Source organism: Micromonospora sp. NPDC051006 (genome assembly GCF_044456245.1).
Lineage (GTDB): Bacteria > Actinomycetota > Actinomycetes > Mycobacteriales > Micromonosporaceae > Micromonospora.
Genome location: NZ_JBITFP010000019.1, coordinates 1 through 17,288 on the forward strand (window position 1 = coordinate 1; position 17,288 = coordinate 17,288).

A 17,288-nucleotide genomic window follows, 5' to 3' on the forward strand; every position below is an offset into this window, starting at 1 on the left:
GGGGTCCGACGCGTGGGGGGCTTACGGCATCGGGTCCAGGTGTAACGACCGGCGGACCGCCATCATTCCGGGGGCGGGCCCATCGGCCGGGTCCATGTGTAACGACCGGCTGGCCGCCGTCATTCCGGGGCGGGCCACCGTCGCCGACCGGGTCAACCGGCCGGCGGGCGGGGCTGCTACCTCGGCCGTCGGGGGTATTCAACGACGCCCGGCGGCCCACCATTCCGGCCCCGGGATGCCCCCCGGTCACACCCAAAACACCCACACCGCCCAGGAGGCTTTGTACGGCGCAGCGCTCGGCCAGGCAGCCTCGGCCCAGCGGCCGATCCGACCTGGAAACGGACAACCACCTCACCTGGACCTGGCCGCACCGCGCGGTGCCACGCATGCCGGCGGGAACGCGCCGACCCGCCAACGCCCGGCGATCGGGGCCGACAGTCCGGGGCGCATGGGCGATCAGCATCGGCACACCGGGCCGCCGGCCCAGGCGTGGGGTCGCCGGGCAGCCGGGCGCCGGGCCGCCGGGCCGTCCGGCAGGGCGTGGGGTCGCCGGGCCGACGGGCCACCGGTCACCGGGCCCAGCGCGGGTCGCCGGGCCGCGCGGCCCAGGGCGCGGGTCGCCGGGCCGCGCGGCCCAGGGCGCGGGTCGCCGGGCCGCGCGGCCCAGGGCGCGGGTCGCCGAGCGGCGTGGCCCAGGGCGCGGGTCGCCGAGCGGCGTGGCCCAGGGCGCGGGTCGCCGAGCCGCCGGGCTGCCGGTCGCCGGGCTGGCGGGCCACCGGGCGCCGGGGCCGCCGGGTCGCCGGTCGCCGCGCCTGACGGGCCACCGGGCCGACTGGTCCCTGGGCTGCCGGCCGGTAGGGGGAGAGGTGACGCCGGACACATACGATACGGATCGGTTCCGTATCGTTAATGGGTGGGCTTAGGCTGACTGCGATTACGAGTCTGCTCCGTATCGTATCTTCGGGCGGGGCCACCGGGGGGAGAACCGGCAATGGAGATCCGCGACAACACGGGCCACCCGAGGAGGTGGGCGATCCTGGGGGTGCTGGTGATCAGCCTCCTCGTGGTCGTCCTCGACAACACCATCCTGAACGTCGCACTTCGCACGCTCGCCGACCCGACGCACGGGCTGGGTGCCAGCCAGGGCGAGCTGGAGTGGGCGATCAACTCGTACACCCTTGTCTTCGCCGGTCTGCTCTTCACCTTCGGGGTGCTCGGCGACCGCGCCGGTCGTAAGCGGTTCCTGCTGATCGGTCTGGTGCTCTTCGGCCTGTCGTCGCTGCTGTCGGCGTACGCGCAGAGTCCCGGACAGTTGATCGCGGCCCGCGCGCTGATGGGGGTCGGCGGCGCGGCCATCATGCCGGTGACGCTCTCGATCATCTCGAACGTCTTCGACCCGCGGGAGCGGGGTCGGGCAATCGGCGTCTGGGCCGGTGCGGTCGGGCTCGCCGTCGCGATCGGCCCGGTCCTAGGGGGCGGGCTGCTGGAGCACTTCTGGTGGGGTTCGGTCTTCCTGATCAACGTGCCGGTGGTCGTGCTCGGCGTGGTCCTCGTCGCGCTCCTGGTGCCCGAGTCGCGGGACCCGAAGCCGGGCCGGATCGACGTGTTCGGTGTGGTCCTCTCGGTGGTGGGCCTCGTCGCGCTGACCTACGGCATCATCGACGGCGGTGAGCACGGTTTCGGCCGGCCGGTGGTGTGGGTCTCGATCGTCGGTGGCCTGGCGGTGCTCGCCTGGTTCATCAACATCGAGCGGCGCAGCACCCACCCGTCGCTGGACGTCCGGCTGTTCAAGGTGCCGCAGTTCGCCGCGCCGGTCGCGATCGTCGGCCTGATCTTCTTCGCCGCGATGGGCGTGATGTTCTTCAGCTCGTTCTACCTGCAGCTGGTACGCGACTACAGCCCGCTGCAGACCGGTCTGCTCTTCCTGCCGTTCGCCGGCGCCCAGCTGATCTTCGCCCCGCGCAGCGCGGCGATGGTCCGCAAGTACGGCGGCAAGGCGGTCGCGGTGGTCGGGCTGGTGCTGACGGCGATCTCGCTCGGCGCCTTCACCTTCATCGACGCGCAGACCCCGATCTGGGTCGTGCTGATCTTCTTCTTCATCCAGGGCGTCGGGATGGCCAACATCATGCCGCCGGCGACGGAGTCGATCATGTCGTCGCTGCCCCGGGAGAAGGCCGGTGTGGGCTCGGCGGTCAGCAACACGGTCCGTCAGGTCGGTGGCGCGCTCGGCGTGGCGGTGCTCGGCTCGGTGCTCTCCGCGGTCTACCGGGCCGACGTCGACCCGGCGCTGGCCGGCCTGCCGGCCCAGGCCCGGGACGCCGCGAACGAGTCCATCTCCGGCGCGTACGCGGCGGCCGGGCAGCTCGGGCCGGCGGCGCCGAAGCTGCTCGCGGCGGCGAACGACTCCTTCGTCACCGCCATGCACTGGGCGGCCGCGCTCTCCGCGCTGGTGGCCGCGCTCGGCATCCTGGTGGCGCTGCGCTGGCTGCCCGGCCGGGCGGCCACCGAGCCGGCGCCGGCGGCACGGGCCGCGGCACCGGAGTTGGCCGAGACCGCATAGGTTCGGGGACAATGTCCGACATGACGTCCACTGCTGATGCTCCGCGGTCGCCCGGGCGACCGCGGAGCGTCCGCGCCGATGAGGCGATCGTCGAGGCCACCCTTGACCTGCTCGCCGAGGGCAGCACCATCGAGGCGCTGTCGATCGAGGCGATCGCGGCCCGCGCCGGGGTGGGCAAGGCCACCATCTACCGCCGTTGGGCCGGCAAGGACGCGCTGCTGCTGGACGCGCTGCGCCGGCTCAAGGGCATCCTGCCGCAGCCGGCCGGGCACTCCGTCCGTGACGACCTGGTGCTGCTGGTCGGCGCGATCGGAAAGAACGTCGACCCGCGCGCCTCGAAGATCATGCCCTGTCTGGTGCCCGAGGTGAACCGCAGTCCGGACCACTTCCGGCTCTACCAGAACATCATCGCCCCGCGCCGGCAGTTGATGCGCGAGGTGCTGCGGCGGGGGATCGCCGAGGGCCTGCTCCGGCCCGACCTCGACCTCGAGGTGACCATGGCCCTGCTCACCGGGCCGATGCTGATCCAGCGCGTGCTGCAATGGAACCCGGACCTCGACGAGCAGGCCCTGCCCGGGCAGGTCGTCGACACCGTGCTGGCGGGCATCCAGGCCCGCTGACCGCGCTGCCGCTTCCGTCGATCATGCAGTTGTGGTGGTGCGCGAAAGGCGCCTGTCACCACTTGTCGGGCACCACGACTGCATGATCGACCCCGAAGGGGGCGGTCACGCGGCCGGGGTGCGCAGGCGGTGCAGGCGCAGGGCCAGCTGCACCTCCAGGGCCCGCTCCGGCCGCTGCCAGTCGGCGCCGAGCAGCTGCCCGACCCGCTCCAACCGCTGGGTCACCGTGTTCACGTGCACGTGCAGCTGCTCGGCGGCGCGGGCCAGGCTGCCCCCCACCCCGAAGTACGCCTCCAGCGTCTTCACCAGGGCGGTGCCCCGCCGGGCGTCGTAGTCGACCACCGGCCCCACGGTCGCCGTGAGGAACTGCTCCACGTCCCGGTCGCCGCCGTCGCCGACCGCGCCGAGCAGCAACCCGACGAAGCCCAGTTCGGCGGTGCTCGCGCCCTGCCCGGCCCGGCCCAGCGCGCCGAGCGCGGTGAGGCAGCGGTCCGCCTCGCGGAACGTGGCGGCCAAAGACGCCGGCGTGGCCGACGGGCCGCTCGCCCCCGCGGTGACCGGCCGTCCGGTGATCCGAGACAGGTCCCGGGAGACCGCCCGGGCGCTCGCGCCGGCATCCCGACCGGGAAGCATCAGCACCACCCGGCCGTCGCGCGCCGCGGCCAGCCCGCCGCGGGTCGAGGCGTACGTGGTGGCCCAGGAGAGCACCCGCTGCCGGGCCGAGCCGGTCGCCGCGATCGCGTCCTCGCCCACCGCCACCAGCACGTGCGGCGCGTCCAGGTCCACCCCGAGCCGCCGGGCCCGGCTGCGCAGCGCGTCGGTGTCGCGCAGCGGCCGGGAGATCAGGTCGTCGAGCAGCTCGCCACGGACCCGCCCCTCCGCCTCGGCGACCGTCCGGCGGAACAGCAGCAGCAGCGCCGTCACCAGCGCGGCCCGCTCCAGGATCCGCTGGTCGGCGTCGACCAGCTCCTCGTCCGGGCGCAGCACCAACGCGCCCAGGTTCTCCGCGCCCGCCACCACCGCCGCGTACCAGAGCGAGCCCCGCCGGACGCTGCGTCCCTCGGTCCGGGAGGCGGCCACCGCCTCGACGATGTCCGACCGGTCCGGCTCGGTGATCTGCCCGACCCGGGCCAGCAGCCGGCCCTCCGCGTCCAGCGCCAGCAGCGCCCCGCCGAGCACCTCGGTCACCGCTGCCGCCACGTCCTCCACGCCGCCGCCGCGCAGCACCAGCGCGGTCATCCGGTCGTGGGCGGCCGCCGCGCGCTCCACCGAGCTGCTGTGCGCCCGGATGGTGGTGTTCGCCGCGGACAACTCGGCCAGCGCCGAGCGGGTCTCGGTGAGCAGCCGGGCGGTGTCGATCGCGACCGCCGCGTGCGCGGCGAGCGAGACCAGGAGGGCGACCTCCTCACGGACGAAGGGGCGGGCCGAGCGGTTCGCCGCGTAGAGCACCCCGATGGAGGTCGAGCCGAGCCGCAACGGCACGCCGAGGATGGCCACCAGACCCTCCTCGCCCACCCCGGCGTCGATCTCCCCGGTGTGGTGGAAGCGGTCGTCCTCCGGATAGTTCGCGGTGACGTACGGGGCGCCGGACTGGGCCACCAGGCCGCCCAGGCCGGCACCCATCGGCAGCCGCAGCCGCTGGAAGCGGGCGGAGACCGAGCCGTCGGTGACCCGCATGTAGGTGTCGCCGCGCTCGTCGTCGTTGAGGGTCATGTACGCCACGTCGGCGCCGAGCAGGTTGCGCGCCCGGTGCACGATCGCCCGCAGCACGTCGTCCAGGTCGCGCAGGCCGGCCAGGTCGCTGACGGTGTCGTACAGCCCGGAGAGCTCGGTCTCCCGGCGGCGCCGCCGCTCGAGCAGCGCGCGGACCCGCAGCGCCACCGTCTTCGCCTGCTCCAGCTCGGCGAGCCGGTCCGGGGGCAGCCCGGCGGCGCGGGCCGCGACCAGCGGCCCCTCGAACTCGACCGCGGCGGCCTCCCGGGCGAGCAGTTCGAGGAACTCCACGGGCGAAGACATGACGCCCATTGTGCGCGGGCCCACTAGTTCGCCGTCCAGCCCCCGTCGAGCGCGATGGACGCGCCGGTGATGAAGGCCGCCGGTGGCGCACAGAGGTACGCCATCAGCTCGGCGACCTCCTCCGGCTCGATCAGCCGCTTGATCGCCGCCCGGGCCAGCATGATCTTCTCGACCACCTCGGACTCCGCGATGCCGTGGCTGGCCGCCTGGTCGGCGATCTGGCTCTCCACCAGCGGAGTGCGCACGTACGCCGGGTTGATGCAGTTGGCGGTGACGCCGTGCGGCGCGCCCTCCAGCGCGACCACCTTCGACAGGCCCTCCAGCGCGTGCTTCGCCGAGACGTAGGCCGCCTTGTACGGCGAGGCGCGCAGCCCGTGCACCGAGGAGATGTTGATGATCCGGCCCCAGCCCCGGGCGTACATGTGCGGCAGCGCGCGGCGGATGATCAGAAACGGCGCCTCCACCATGACCCGGTGCAGGTACGCGAAGCGCTCCGCCGGGAAGTCCGGTAGCGCGGCGACGTGCTGCAACCCGGCGTTGTTCACCACGATGTCCACGTCCGTGTCGAGCCGGTCCACCACCGCGCCGTCGGCCAGGTCGATCCCCTCGGCCCGGCCACCGGCTTCGGCGGCCACCGCCTTCGCCGCCTCGACGTTGCGGTCCACCACCAGCACGGCCGCGCCGGCCGCCGCCAACCGCAGGGCACAGGCCCGGCCGATGCCGCTGCCACCCCCGGTCACCAGGGCGGTCCGACCGGTCAGGTCGACGTTCACGACGTGGGGGACCGCCACGGGTTCTGCCGTCATGGCGCAAGAAGTTACGAGCTGTGTGGCCGGGCGCACATGGGGTGGCGACACATACTCCACCGCCAAGGTGTGTGGGAGCGCGGCCGGTCGCGGTCGACCGCCGGCTCGCCGTCGCCTGCCCGGGCCGGCGGGGGGCGGTGGGATGTGAGGCGTACGGTCCGGCGTCGGCGTGTCCCGGCGGGCCGGCGTTCGGAGCCACCAGTAGGGTGTCGAACACACGTACTGCTGGCGGCTGGGGGAGGAGGCGGCGTGCGGGTGCTCGGCGTCGACCCGGGGCTGACCCGGTGCGGGGTGGGCGTGGTCGAGGGCGTGCCCGGCCGGCCCTGCACCCTGGTCGCCTACTACGTGGTCTACACCGACCCGGCCGACGAGCTGCCGCTGCGCCTGCTGCACCTGGATCGCAAACTCACCGAGCTGGTGGCGGAGCACCGGCCGGAGAGCGTGGCGGTCGAGCGGGTGTTCAGCCAGCACAACGTGCGCACCGTGATGGGCACCGCGCAGGCCAGCGGCATCGCCGTGCTCGCCGGTGCGCGCGCCGGGCTGCCCGTGCAGACGTACACCCCGAGCGAGGTGAAGGCGGCGGTGACCGGCTCCGGGCAGGCGGACAAGGCGCAGATGACCGCGATGGTCACCCGGCTGCTGCGGCTGCCCGAGCCGCCCCGCCCGGCCGACGCCGCGGACGCGCTGGCGTTGGCGATCTGCCACATCTGGCGCGGCGGAACCCGCTCCAGACTGGCCGCCGCGGCGGACCGGGTACGACGAGGACAGAGGGACTAGTAGTGGGATCCCTCTCTATGAATGCGGCCAGCCGGGGTGAGGTGGCCACGCTGTCGGCAGCACAGAAGGATCGGCTCGCCCGGTTCGGTTTCGAGTTCCTGGAGCACCCGGCGGCTCGCGTCTGCGAGACCGTTGTTGTCAATTGGGAGTCCCTGTCGCCGCGGCGGGAGTTGGTTAAGAGGATGGGCTCGGCAACGGGTGGCAGGCAGTGAAGGTCACCCGAATTGCTTACTCGGCCCGTCAGAACCCGGCTAAGTACGTGGCCTTGACCGAGCAGGCCCGCAGGCTGGGTCGCGTGCGCAGCGAGGTGTGGCAGCGTTACGGTTCGATCAATGGCGTCGGTTCCGGGCTGAAGGACCGACAGGTCAGGGACCGGTGGCTGGCTGACGACACGCACGTCCGGTTCGGCGTGCTGGCGAATGCGTGGAAGGAAACCGTTCGCGACGCTATGGCTGATATCGCGGCGAACCTGGCGTCGGCCAAGGTCGAGGTGCGACGGGCGATCATCCGGCGCACCGGTGATCCAGGCGAGCGGAAGCGGATGTTCACCGCACTGAATAACAACCGGTGGGCCATCGATCCATTCCTGGCCCGACAGATGCGCAAGCACTGGAAGCGAGGCAAGAACCGTACGCACCATCAGATCGTGGTGCGCGCCGACCAGCACAACACAGTCGCTGACGGGCGGGGCCGATTGTGGCTGGCGGTCCCAGGTCTCGAACGCCGCAAGATGGTCAAAATCCCGCTGTCCACGACGGTCGCTCCAACCGGCACGCTGCGGTTGATCCTGCGCGGCGGCCGGGTCGAGGTGCACTACCAGATCGAGGCGTCGCAGATTCGATCGTCGCAGCGGCCGTGCGGTGACCGGATGATTGGCGTCGACAAGGGCTACACCGAAGCCCTGACCGACTCCGATGGCGACTACCACGGCACCGGCCTCGGCCAACTGCTGGCCGCCGAGTCGGACCGGTTGACGGAACGCAGCCGCCGCAGGGCCAAGCTGCGCTCGATAGCCAACAACGCCGCCCGCCGCGGCAACCACGCGAAAGCGCACCGGATCAACGTCAACAACCTCGGACACGTGAAGCGGAGCCGGCGGGCCGCCCGCCACCGGGCGCAGGTCCGCACGGAGATCTTCACCGCCGTGCATCGGGTCGTCGACAAGGCCCGCACCGTGGTCGCCGAAGACCTCACCAAGAGCTTCGCCGGACGCAAAACGCTCGATAAGGCCACTAACCGTCGCCTCGCCGCGTGGACCAAAGGGGTCACCGCCGAGGCGCTGGTCAACGTGTCGGAGCGCAGAGGTTCTGCGCTCGTGCACGTCAACGCCGCCTACACCTCACAAGCCTGTCACCGCTGCGGCTGCCTCGGCCGACGCAGCGGGGACCGGCTTCACTGCACCTCATGCGGGGTGGTGTGGCAGGCCGACGTGAACGCGGCGATCAACATCCTGCAGCGAGCTGGCGACCCCGACATCGCCCTGCACACCCCGCACCACAGGGTCAAGCAGATCCTGCAGGACAGGACCGATCGTCGCCGGACCAGACTGCCGGTCCAGGACTCCAGCCCGGCCACCATTGGGCGGAGAGCGAATCATCCGAACCGCTCAATAATGAGCGACTAGTAGGAAGCAGGAGCCAGATGATCGCGAGCGTGCGCGGCGTGGTGACCGCGACCGGCCCCGACCAGGCCGTGATCGAGGTCGGCGGGGTGGGCCTGGCGGTGCACTGCGCGCCGGGCACCCTCGCCGAGCTGCGGGTCGGCCAGCCGGCCCGACTCGCCACCAGCCTGGTCGTCCGGGAGGACTCGCTCACCCTCTACGGCTTCGCCGACGACGACGCCAAGCAGCTCTTCGAGCTGTTGCAGACCGCCAGCGGGGTCGGTCCCCGGCTGGCCCAGGCGGTGCTCGCCGTGCACACCCCCGACGCGGTCCGCAAGGCGATCGCCAACGCTGACACCGCCGCGTTGACCCGGGTGCCCGGGATCGGCAAGAAGGGCGCCGAGCGGTTGGTGCTGGAGCTGCGCGACCGGATCGGTCCGGTGCCGGTGGGCGCCGACGGCGCGGCCGGGGTGGTCGGCGGCGCCTGGCCGGACCAGGTGCGTCAGGCGCTGGTCGGGCTGGGCTGGACGGCCGCGCAGGCCGACCAGGCGGTCGCCGCGGTGGCGGAGACTGTGGACGGCCCGACGCCGCCGGTGCCGGTCCTGCTCAAGCAGGCCATCCGGCTGCTGGGCCGGACGCGATGACCGGTCCCGACCACGGCGTGGTCTCGGCGTACGTCGCGGACGCGGAGCGGGACGCGGAGGCCAGTGTCCGGCCGAAGCGGCTGGCCGAGTTCATCGCCCAGCACCGGGTGCGCGACCAGCTCGACCTGCTGCTGCAGGGCGCGATGCGCCGGGGCAGCCCGCCCGACCACATTCTCCTGTCCGGGCCGCCCGGCTTGGGCAAGACGACGTTGGCCAACATCGTGGCGGCCGAGTTGGGCGCGGGCATCCGGGTGACCAGCGGGCCGGCGATCGAGCGCTCCGGCGACCTGGCGGCCATCCTGACCAGCCTCGCCGAGGGCGACGTGCTGTTCATCGACGAGATCCACCGGATCGCCAAGCCGGCCGAGGAGCTGCTCTACAGCGCGATGGAGGACTTCCGGGTCGACGTGGTGGTCGGCAAGGGGCCGGGCGCCACCGCGATCCCGCTGGACGTGGAGCCGTTCACCCTGGTCGGCGCGACCACCCGCTCCGGCCTGCTGACCGGGCCGATGCGGGACCGGTTCGGCTTCGTCGCCCACCTCGACTTCTACGCCCCGGCCGATCTGGAGGCGCTGCTGCACCGCTCGGCGCGGATCCTCGGCGTGCCGATCACCGCCGACGGCGCCGTCGAGATCTCCGGTCGCTCGCGGGGGACGCCCCGGATCGCCAACCGGCTGCTGCGCCGGGTGCGCGACTTCGCCGAGGTGCGGGCCGACGGCGTGGTCAACCTGGAGACCGCGCGGGCGGCGCTGACGGTCTACGACGTCGACGCGCTCGGGCTGGACCGGCTGGACCGGGCGGTGCTGACCGCGTTGGTCGACTCGTTCCGGGGCGGCCCGGTCGGGCTCTCCACCCTCGCCGTCGCGGTGGGGGAGCAGCCGGACACCGTCGAGGAGGTCTGCGAGCCGTTCCTGGTCCGGGCCGGTCTGCTGGCCCGTACGCCGCGGGGGCGGGTGGCGACCGAGGCGGCCTGGCGGCATCTGGGGCGTACGCCACCGAATGGTACATTTGGTGCCGATGCCCCTCCCGTGGCCGATCTGTTCTCGACCGCGCCCGATCAGCCGTGATCCGAACGTGATCTGTGCCGCATTCGGCGTTCCCAGGTGCAGGGATTAGACTCGCCGCGGTCTGTACAGGACGTGAGAATCCGCCTCCGCTCCGGCACACCTGGTGCCGGCGGGAGGCCAATGGGAAGGTCTGTAACCGTGCAATACCTTGCAGCGGGCAGCGGCGGGGCCGGCGGTCTGACGCCGATCCTGATGATCGTTCTGCTCTTCGGCGTCATGTACTTCATGATGATCCGCCCTCAGCAGAAGCGCCGCCGTGAGGCTGCGGAGATGCAGTCCGCGCTCGGCCCGGGTGACGAGGTGGTCACCATCGGCGGCCTCTACGGCACGGTCACCGGCGTGGACGACGACACCGTCCTGCTCGAGGTCTCCCCCGGGGTCCAGACCCGGTACGCCCGGCCGGCCATCGCCCGGGTGGTCACCCGGGCCGAGCTTCCGGCGGAACCGGCGACCGAGGACGCGGACACCGTCAAGGAGTGACCCGCCCCCCGTCGGGGCAGCCCGGCCGGTCCCAACCGGCCGATTCCCGACGGGGCGGCGGTGGCGACATCAAAACTGGATAATCGGGTCGACGCTGGGCGTCGGCACATCTGCGTGACCGGTCGGCGCCCCCGCGCTCTCCGCCGCGACGCCGTGCCGCCGACCGCAGCCGGGCCCGGTCGGATCCGTCGGCCCGGGATCCCGGCCCGACACCCGTCGCCGCGGGGGCGGCGCGACCGTACAGGGAGACAGGACAGCCGTGGCACCACCTCAGGGACAGATGCGCCCCGGGCGGCAGCTCGCCGTACTCGGGCTCATCTTCGTCGTCCTCTATCTTTTGGTGTTCTTCTCGGGCGGCGCCAAGGGCAGCTTCACCGACCGGCTCGAGCCCCGGCTCGGCCTGGACCTGGTCGGCGGCACCCGCCTGACGCTGGAGGCGAAGAACACCGTCGACGGTCGGCCCCCGACGGCGGAGAACCTCGAAGAGGCCCGCCAGATCATCGAGAACCGGGTCAACGCCTTCGGCGTGGCCGAGGCCGAGGTGGTCACCGAGGGCAACCGGAACATCGTGGTCTCCCTGCCCGGCGAGAACCGGGATCTGACCAACGTCGGTACCCCGGCCGAGCTGCGCTTCCGCAAGGTGCTCAAGGCGGCGGACGGCAGCGGTGCGATCGCCGCCCCGCCGGCCGCGACGCCGGCCCCGTCCGGCAGCGCGAGCCCGGCCCCCTCGGGCAACGCGACGCCGACCCCGTCGGGCAGCGCCGCGCCGAAGGTGACCAGCTCGCCGTCGGGTGGCCAGGGCGGCATGGCGCCGGCGCCGAGCGCGAGCGCCACCCCGACCCCCTCGACGTCGGCCTCGCCGAGCGCCGCCGCGCCCGCGCCGAGCGCCAGCGAGGCACCGGTGCCGGCCAGCATCGAGCAGCAGCGCAAGGCCGTCGAGCAGAAGGTCGGTGCGGCCGCCTGGTCGGCCGCCAGCGGGTTGCAGGCGCCGGCGGACCTCACCGCCGACCCCTCGCTCGCCGACAAGCTCAAGCCGTTCGGCACGCTCAGCCCGCAGGAGGTCGCTGTTCTGCCGGCGCAGATGCAGTTCAACGTGCCGACCATCGGCTGCGCCCAGCTCGACGGGCGTCCGCCGGCGTCGGTCTCGGACCCGCAGCAGCAGGTGGTGGCCTGTGAGGACGGCGCCGCGAAGTACCTGCTCGACGTGGCGAAGGTGCTCGGCACCGACGTGAGCGACGCCAGCGCGGTGATGGACCAGACCAGCTCCTGGGTGGTGAGCCTCGACTTCACCGGCAACGGCCAGGAGAAGTGGACCAACCTGACCCGCGAGGCGTTCGGCAACGAGGGCCAGGCCTGTGACGCCTCCGCCCTCGGCCAGGACGGCAAGTGCCGGGTGGCCGTGGTGCTGGACAACGAGATCGTCTCCTCGCCGGAGATCCAGGGCGTGCTCACCGGCGACTCGCAGATCACCGGCAACTTCACCCAGAAGGACTCCAGCACGCTGGCCAGCCAGCTGCGCTACGGCGCGCTGCCGGCGACCTTCGAGGCGCAGGAGCAGCAGAACGTCTCCGCCACCCTGGGCGCCAGCCACCTGCGGGCCGGCCTGCTCGCGGCCGGCATCGGCATGCTGCTGGTCATCATCTACGCGTTCTTCTACTACCGTCTGCTCGGCTCGGTGATCTTCCTGAGCCTGATCCTCTCCGCGCTGCTGGTCTTCGGCGCGCTGATCGTGCTCGGGCGGCAGATCGGGTTCACCCTGACGCTCGCCGGCATCGCCGGTTTCATCGTCTCGCTCGGTGTGGCGGCGGACTCGTTCGTCATCTACTTCGAACGATTGAAGGACGAGATCCGCGAAGGCCGCAGCCCGCGTAGCGCGGTGCCGCGGGCGTGGATCCGGGCCCGCCGGACGATCATCTCGGCGAACGCCATCTCGATCCTCGCGGCGGTGGTGCTCTACATCGTCTCGGTCGGCACGGTGAAGGGCTTCGCCTTCGCCCTGGGTCTGGCGACGGTGCTGGACCTGGTCGTGGTGTTCCTCTTCCGGCACCCGATCATGACGATGTTCGCCCGGACCCAGGCGTTCCTCTCGCCCCGGGTCAGCGGCCTGGGCCGCGTCCTGCGGACGGCCGAAGCCGAGCGGGAGACCACCACCCGCCCGTCGCGCGTGAAGGAGGCCTGACATGGCCGGTAGCGGTTTGGCCACTCGCCTCTACCGGGGCGAGGCCGGTCTCGACATCATCGGCAAGCGCAAGCTCTGGTTCGGCATCGCCGGCGCGCTGGTGCTCGCCGCGCTGCTGAGCTTCCTGTTCCGGGGCTTCACCCTCGGCATCGAGTTCGAGGGCGGCAACTCCTTCCAGGTGCCGGCCAGCGTCGGCACCCTCAACCAGGCCGAGGACCGGGTCGACACGGTCCTCGCCGACGCCGGCAGCACCGAGGTGGAGTCGGCCCAGCGGGTCGGCGGCGCGGGCGGGGAGTTCTACGAGTTCCGCACCGCCGTGCTGAGCTCCGAGCAGGCCAACGCGGTCAAGTCCGGGCTGGCGCAGGAGTTCGGCATCAACGCCGACCAGATCAGCTCCAACCAGGTCAGCGCGGCCTGGGGTGGCCAGTACACCGAGCGTGCGCTGCTCGGTCTGGTCATCTTCATCGCGCTGGTGATGCTCTACCTGATCATCCGCTTCGAGTGGCGGATGGCGGTCGGTGCGGTCTCGTCGCTGCTGCTCAACCTGGTCCTCACCGCCGGGGTCTACTCGCTGGTCGGGTTCGAGGTCACGCCGTCGACGATCATCGGCTTCCTCACCATCCTGGGCTTCGCGCTCTACGACGTCGTCGTGGTGTTCGACAAGGTCCAGGAGAACACCCGGGGCATCACGGCGAACAACAACCAGACCTACGGCGAGGCGGCCAACCTCGCCATCAACCAGACCCTGATGCGGTCGATCAACACTGGTCTGGTCGCGCTGCTGCCCGTGGGTGGTCTGCTCTTCATCGGTGTCCCGCTCGGCGCGGTCACCCTGGAGGACCTCGGTCTGGTGCTCTTCGTCGGTATGTTCATCGCGGTCTACTCGTCGATCTTCTTCGCCACCCCGGTGCTGGCGACGCTGAAGGACTTCGAGCCGCGGATCCAGGCGCACAAGAAGCGGGTCCTGGCCCGGCGGGGCGCGATCGCCCGTGGCGAGGTGACCCCGAAGGGCGCACCGCGCGCCGCCGCTGGCGGCGGCGAGAGCGTCGTCGACCCGGAGGCCGCCGCGCTCGCCGGCGCGGCGCCCAAGGTGGGTGCCCGGCCGGCCGCCAAGCGGCAGACCGGCGCCCGCGGTGGGCGGCCGACCGGCGGCGGCGGAAACCGGCCGGGCGGCGCCAAGCGGCGCTGACCGACCGCCGGGGGCCGACCCGGTAGGAACCGACCTGACGGCGTCCTTCATGCTGTGCGAGCAGCATGCAGGACGCCGTCGTCGTCGGAAGGGAAACGGGAACTGCCGTGACGGAGACCCACAGCGCCGAGGTACGCGGGGACAGCGGTGTCGAGACCGCCCGGCTGGTGGCGAGCCGGGTGCTCGACGTGCCGGACTTCCCCAAGCCGGGTGTCGCGTTCAAGGACCTGATGCCGCTCTTCGCCGACGGGGCCGCGTTCCGCGAGGTGACCGACCGGATCATCGCGTACCACGGGCGGGACGCGTTCGACGCCGTGGTGGGCATCGAGGCGCGCGGCTTCGTGGTCGCGGCGGCCATCGCCTACGCGACCGGGGTCGGCGTGGTGCCGGTGCGCAAGGCGGGCAAGCTGCCCCGGGCCGCCTACTCGGCCTCGTACGAGCTGGAGTACGGCGAGGCGACCCTGGAGGTGCACCAGGACGCGTTCACCGCGGGGCACCGGGTGCTGGTGGTGGACGACGTGCTCGCCACCGGCGGTACCGCGGCGGCGACGCTTGACCTGGTCGAGCGGGCGGGCGGCACCGTGGCCGGGTTCACCGTGCTGCTGGAGCTGGGTTTCCTGGGCGGCCGGGACCGGCTCGCTCCCCGTCCGGTCCATGCCCTGCTGACCGTTTGATCCAGGTGGCCGCTGGTAGGCCAGGCGCGGTCCGTCCGGCGGAGCGGCAGGGCACCGTCTGTGCGGGTAGCATTGCCCTTTGCTGACGCCGGCGGTACACCGTTCGGCGGCACGAGACCAGACCGACCGGCGCACGGTCGGTGTGTTTCCGGCGAGCGGTGAGGAGGCCGGTGTCCCACGATGTCGTCCCTCCGGTGGAGGGCACGTTGCACCCGACAGGCGACGCGGACGGCTCGGTGACCGACCGGAACGGTGACGCGACAGCCCGGGTGACGGGCTCTGGCAACGGCTCAGGCCTGACCGACCCGGTCGACGGCGCGCGGCCGGCCGACAACGTGGTGGTCCCGTTCCGGGCCGACGGGTCGGTCGAGCCGGCGGTCGGCACCGGTTTCGGCTTCTCCAACGCGCCCACCGGCCGACGGGTGCGAGCCCGGCTGGCCCGGTTCAACGCGCCCTGGCAGACCTCACAGGTCAGCGAGGTGCTCGAGCCGCTGATCTCGACACACCGGGAGAACCACCCCAAGGCGGATGCCCGGCTGCTCCAGCGCGCCTTCGACACCGCGGCCCGCTGGCACTCGGGGCAGTACCGCAAGTCCGGTGACCCGTACATCACCCACCCGCTGGCGGTGGCCACCATCCTGGCCAACCTCGGGATGGACACCACCACGCTGGTCGCGGCGCTGCTGCACGACACCATCGAGGACACCGAATACACCCTCGACCAGATGCGCGCCGACTTCGGCGGCGAGGTCGCGCTGCTGGTCGACGGCGTCACCAAGCTCGACAAGGTCAAGTTGGGTGACGCGGCCAAGGCCGAGACCATCCGCAAGATGGTGGTGGCGATGGCGAAGGACCCGCGGGTCCTGGTGATCAAGCTCGCCGACCGGCTGCACAACATGCGCACCCTGACCTTCCTGCCCCGCCCCAAGCAGGAGCAGAAGGCGAAGGAGACGCTGGAGATCCTGGCCCCGCTGGCCCACCGGCTCGGTATGAACACCATCAAGTGGGAGCTGGAGGATCTTGCCTTCGGCACCCTCTTCCCGAAGCGGTTCGAGGAGATCAACCGGCTGATCGGGGAGCACCAGCCGCAGCGCGAGGCGCTGCTGCGCCAGGTCACCCAGAAGGTCTCGACCGACCTGAAGGCCGCCAAGATCAAGGCGGACACCACCGGCCGGCCGAAGCACCTCTACTCGATCTACCAGAAGATGATCGTGCGGGGGCGCGACTTCAACGACATCTACGACCTGGTCGGGGTGCGGATCCTGGTCGACACCGTGCGCGACTGCTACGCGGCGCTGGGCGTGATCCACGCCAACTGGCAGCCGGTGCCGGGCCGGTTCAAGGACTACATCGCGATGCCCAAGTTCAACATGTACCAGTCGTTGCACACGACGGTCATCGGGCCCACCGGCAAGCCGGTGGAGATGCAGATCCGCACCTACGCGATGCACCGCACCGCCGAGTTCGGCATCGCCGCGCACTGGAAGTACAAGGAGCACAAGGGCACCCAGATCGTCGGCCCGCCGGCGCACATCGACGAGATGACCTGGCTGCGTCAGCTGCTGGACTGGCAGCGGGAGGCGGCGGACCCGAGCGAGTTCCTCGACGCGCTGCGCTTCGACCTGTCCAGCCAGGAGGTGTACGTCTTCACCCCCAAGGGTGACGTCATCCCGCTGCCGACCGGGTCGACGCCGGTGGACTTCGCGTACGCGGTGCACACCGAGGTCGGGCACAAGTGCATCGGCGCCCGGGTCAACGGCAAGCTGGTCCCGCTGGAGTCGACGCTCTCCAACGGCGACGTGATCGAGATCTTCACCTCGAAGTCCGACACGGCCGGCCCGACGCAGGACTGGTTGGGCTTCGTCAAGAGCCCCCGGGCCCGGACGAAGATCCGCCAGTACTTCAACAAGGAGCGGCGCGAGGAGGCGATCGAGGCCGGCAAGGACGCGATCGTCAAGGCGATGCGCAAGCAGGGCATGCCTCTGCAGCGGATGCTCACCTCCGACGCGTTGATGTCGATCGCCCGCGACCTGCACCTGGCCGACGTCGCCTCGCTCTACGCGGCGGTCGGCGACAGCCAGGTCAGCGCCCAGTCGGTGGTGCAGAAGCTGATGGCCGCGTACGGCGGCGAGGAGGGCGCGGCGGAGGACATCGCCGAGACCGCCGTCGCCACCCGGCCGCCGCGCAGTCGGCAGAGCAGCGCCGATCCGGGTGTGGTGGTCCGCGGCGTCAGCGACGTCTGGATCAAGCTGGCCCGGTGCTGCACCCCGGTGCCGCCGGACGCGGTGTTCGGTTTCGTCACCCGCTCGGGCGGGGTGAGCGTGCACCGGGACGACTGCGCCAACGCCGAGGATCTGCGGGCGCAGAGCGAGCGGGTGGTCGAGGTGAGCTGGAAGCTCACCTCCGCCTCGACGTTCCTGGTCGCCATCCAGGTGGAGGCGCTCGATCGGCACAAGCTGCTCGCCGATGTGACCCGGGTGCTCTCCGAGGAGCGGGTCAACATCCTCTCCGCCACGGTCACCACCACCCGGGACCGGGTGGCGGTCAGCCGGTTCAGCTTCGAGATGGCCGACCCGAAGCACCTCGGCCACCTGCTGGCCACGGTCCGCAAGGTGGACGGCGTCTTCGACGCCTACCGGGTCACCTCCGGCGCCTGACGCCGCCCGGCTGACCGGG

The 17,288-nt window shown here is 71.9% G+C and carries 13 protein-coding genes; 11 read left to right on the plus strand and 2 right to left on the minus strand.

Annotated features, from left to right (window positions below; translation table 11 throughout):
• Nucleotides 1-991: 991 nt before the first annotated feature.
• Together ACIBBA_RS24285 and ACIBBA_RS24290 are read left to right on the plus strand one after the other, a co-directional pair.
• The gene (locus ACIBBA_RS24285) at nt 992-2,560 is read left to right on the plus strand and encodes an MFS transporter (protein WP_396700268.1); all 1,569 of its coding nucleotides are present in this window, start codon (nt 992-994) and stop codon (nt 2,558-2,560) included.
• 11 nt (nt 2,561-2,571) lie between these two features.
• Nucleotides 2,572-3,180, plus strand: a complete 609-nt coding sequence (locus ACIBBA_RS24290; protein WP_396700269.1) for a TetR/AcrR family transcriptional regulator — start codon at nt 2,572-2,574, stop codon at nt 3,178-3,180.
• Nucleotides 3,181-3,285: 105 nt separating this feature from the next.
• Here the strand turns inward: ACIBBA_RS24290 and ACIBBA_RS24295 are convergent, their stop codons facing one another.
• Nucleotides 3,286-5,205, minus strand: a complete 1,920-nt coding sequence (locus tag ACIBBA_RS24295; protein ID WP_396700270.1) for a helix-turn-helix domain-containing protein — start codon at nt 5,203-5,205, stop codon at nt 3,286-3,288.
• A gap of 14 nt (nt 5,206-5,219) precedes the next feature.
• On the minus strand, nt 5,220-6,002 hold the full coding sequence (locus tag ACIBBA_RS24300; protein ID WP_396700271.1) for a 3-hydroxybutyrate dehydrogenase: 783 nt from the start codon (nt 6,000-6,002) through the stop codon (nt 5,220-5,222).
• Nucleotides 6,003-6,251: 249 nt separating this feature from the next.
• Between ACIBBA_RS24300 and ruvC the strand changes: the two genes are divergently transcribed.
• From ruvC to ACIBBA_RS24345, 9 genes are all read left to right on the plus strand, one after another.
• Complete coding sequence (gene ruvC / locus ACIBBA_RS24305) at nt 6,252-6,779, plus strand: crossover junction endodeoxyribonuclease RuvC (RefSeq protein WP_396700272.1); 528 nt, start codon at nt 6,252-6,254, stop codon at nt 6,777-6,779.
• Between the two features lie 208 nt (nt 6,780-6,987).
• Nucleotides 6,988-8,403 carry an RNA-guided endonuclease TnpB family protein gene (locus ACIBBA_RS24310; RefSeq protein WP_396700273.1) on the plus strand — a complete coding sequence of 472 codons (1,416 nt, stop codon included), beginning with the start codon at nt 6,988-6,990 and terminating at the stop codon, nt 8,401-8,403.
• A gap of 17 nt (nt 8,404-8,420) precedes the next feature.
• Nucleotides 8,421-9,023, plus strand: a complete 603-nt coding sequence (gene ruvA, locus ACIBBA_RS24315) for a Holliday junction branch migration protein RuvA (protein WP_350871089.1) — start codon at nt 8,421-8,423, stop codon at nt 9,021-9,023.
• On the plus strand, nt 9,020-10,090 hold the full coding sequence (ruvB, locus tag ACIBBA_RS24320) for a Holliday junction branch migration DNA helicase RuvB (protein ID WP_350871087.1): 1,071 nt from the start codon (nt 9,020-9,022) through the stop codon (nt 10,088-10,090). The genes ruvA and ruvB overlap by 4 nt, the downstream gene beginning before the upstream one ends.
• A 120-nt stretch (nt 10,091-10,210) precedes the next feature.
• Entirely contained in the window at nt 10,211-10,570 is a 360-nt protein-coding gene (gene yajC, locus ACIBBA_RS24325) for a preprotein translocase subunit YajC (RefSeq protein ID WP_350871085.1), read from the plus strand.
• 259 nt (nt 10,571-10,829) lie between these two features.
• Nucleotides 10,830-12,749, plus strand: a complete 1,920-nt coding sequence (secD, locus tag ACIBBA_RS24330; RefSeq protein WP_396700274.1) for a protein translocase subunit SecD — start codon at nt 10,830-10,832, stop codon at nt 12,747-12,749.
• A gap of 1 nt (nt 12,750) precedes the next feature.
• On the plus strand, nt 12,751-13,938 hold the full coding sequence (secF, locus tag ACIBBA_RS24335) for a protein translocase subunit SecF (RefSeq protein ID WP_396700275.1): 1,188 nt from the start codon (nt 12,751-12,753) through the stop codon (nt 13,936-13,938).
• A gap of 107 nt (nt 13,939-14,045) precedes the next feature.
• Nucleotides 14,046-14,612 (plus strand): adenine phosphoribosyltransferase, encoded by a 567-nt coding sequence (locus ACIBBA_RS24340; RefSeq protein WP_357059813.1) that lies wholly within the window; start codon nt 14,046-14,048, stop codon nt 14,610-14,612.
• A 170-nt stretch (nt 14,613-14,782) separates the two neighbouring features.
• Nucleotides 14,783-17,269 carry a RelA/SpoT family protein gene (locus ACIBBA_RS24345; protein ID WP_396700276.1) on the plus strand — a complete coding sequence of 829 codons (2,487 nt, stop codon included), beginning with the start codon at nt 14,783-14,785 and terminating at the stop codon, nt 17,267-17,269.
• Nucleotides 17,270-17,288 lie beyond the last annotated feature (19 nt).